Origin of the sequence: Mycobacterium simiae, assembly GCF_008370645.1 — a bacterium.
Taxonomy (GTDB): domain Bacteria; phylum Actinomycetota; class Actinomycetes; order Mycobacteriales; family Mycobacteriaceae; genus Mycobacterium; species Mycobacterium simiae_A.
In genome coordinates, this window is sequence record NZ_VTZN01000392.1 from 1 (window position 1) to 1,346 (window position 1,346).

Annotated in this window: 1 protein-coding gene and 2 pseudogenes; 1 reads left to right on the forward strand and 2 read right to left on the reverse strand. The window is 70.6% G+C overall.

Annotation, left to right across the window (positions count from 1 at the left end):
• Positions 1-70 precede the first annotated feature (70 nt).
• Positions 71-217 (reverse strand): annotated as a pseudogene (locus F0Q45_RS29770) (IS1380 family transposase); the annotation flags it as partial.
• A 294-nt stretch (positions 218-511) separates the two neighbouring features.
• Here F0Q45_RS29770 and F0Q45_RS26015 point away from each other — a divergent pair.
• Complete coding sequence (locus tag F0Q45_RS26015) at positions 512-742, forward strand: hypothetical protein (protein ID WP_149656593.1); 231 nt, start codon at positions 512-514, stop codon at positions 740-742.
• A gap of 48 nt (positions 743-790) precedes the next feature.
• Here F0Q45_RS26015 and F0Q45_RS28245 read toward each other — a convergent pair.
• Positions 791-1,346 (reverse strand): annotated as a pseudogene (locus tag F0Q45_RS28245) (PE family protein); the annotation flags it as partial.

Sequence of the window (1,346 nt, forward strand, 5' to 3'; positions counted from 1 at the left end):
GTTTGACTATTCCGCTGGTCTGCCCAGCTTTTCCTGTTGGGGTCCTAGTCGTCGGGTCGGGTGGCGTTGGTCAAGCGGTGGATGTGTGACCGATTGTTTTGTGCCACAGTGCAAGCCAGGCTGGCTCCCAGGGCCAGTGGCTGGGCAGGTGCAGGTGTGGTTTGCCTTGCGGGCGGGTCAGCCGGGCAGGGATGTTGACCAAGCTTCGGCGCGGGGTTGGCCGAGCCCGATTTGATCCTCGGCGAGCGTTTCCCGTGTGGGCAGCCGATCGACCCCTTGCCCGGCCGTCTCGCCTTGGCTACCCGGGTGCGGCGGGCGGTGGCGGTCCGAACTGCAGAGAGAATTTGAGACACGCAAGGTGAGACGACAAACGAGACACATCGGCCTGGGACTACGCAGTGAGCCGAAACCACCGCAGGTCTTCGCGCTTGTCAGATTCGAGACCGTCGTGGCTCGATGATGTCGCATCACCCGTAAGGTCGGTGAATTTCTCCGGCGCTCGGAGTATTTGTTGGCTGACCTTTGCGACGAGAAGGAGCGGCCGACGCGTCCCGCGCCGATTCTTTGCAGGCAGGGCCGGCGCCACGGTGGCACCGGTGGGGACGTCGACGACGACGACGGCGGTGGGCTGGCGGTGCTGGGCGTGGTGGTCGAGGCCATCGACGGCCGGGCTGGTCTGCTGGTCTTCGTCACCACAGCAATCCGATGCGGGACAGCGCTCCGCGTGGGTCGACAAACGTGAATGAGGGCAACCCACCCCGAAGCCGGCGAGCGCCCCAGGGCCCACCGGCTACGTCTTTCCCATCAGGCCGTCATTGCCGAGCAGCAGCCCGGCGGTGCCGCCGGCGCCCGGGCTACCCACAGCCAGGCCGATTCCGGCGTTGCCGCCGTTGCCGCCATCGCCGATCACAAAGGCGTTTCCGCCGATGCCGCCGTCACCGCCTTTGCTGCCGACGCCCGTGGTGGTGCTGGCCCCGCCGGCGCCGCCGTCACCGCCGTTGCCGATGAATCCGGCCTTGCCGCCGGACCCGCCCACCCCGCCGGTAGTGACGCCGCCGGTGAAGTCCCCGCTGGCCCCGCCGGCCCCACCGGCCCCGCCCAAGCCGAAGATCGCACCCGCGTTGCCACCGGCCCCGCCAACGCCCCCGGTGGTCGCGCCCGATCCACCGGCGCCGCCGGCCCCGCCGGTGCCGAAGTACTGGCCGGCGTTGCCGCCGGCTCCGCCGGCCCCGGCGGTGCCGCCGAATCCGCCGGACCCGCCGCTGCCGCCGTGGCCGAAGAACATGCCCGCGGCCCCGCCGGCCCCCCCGGACCCACCGGCGAGCGCGCCGACTGGTGGTGGTACG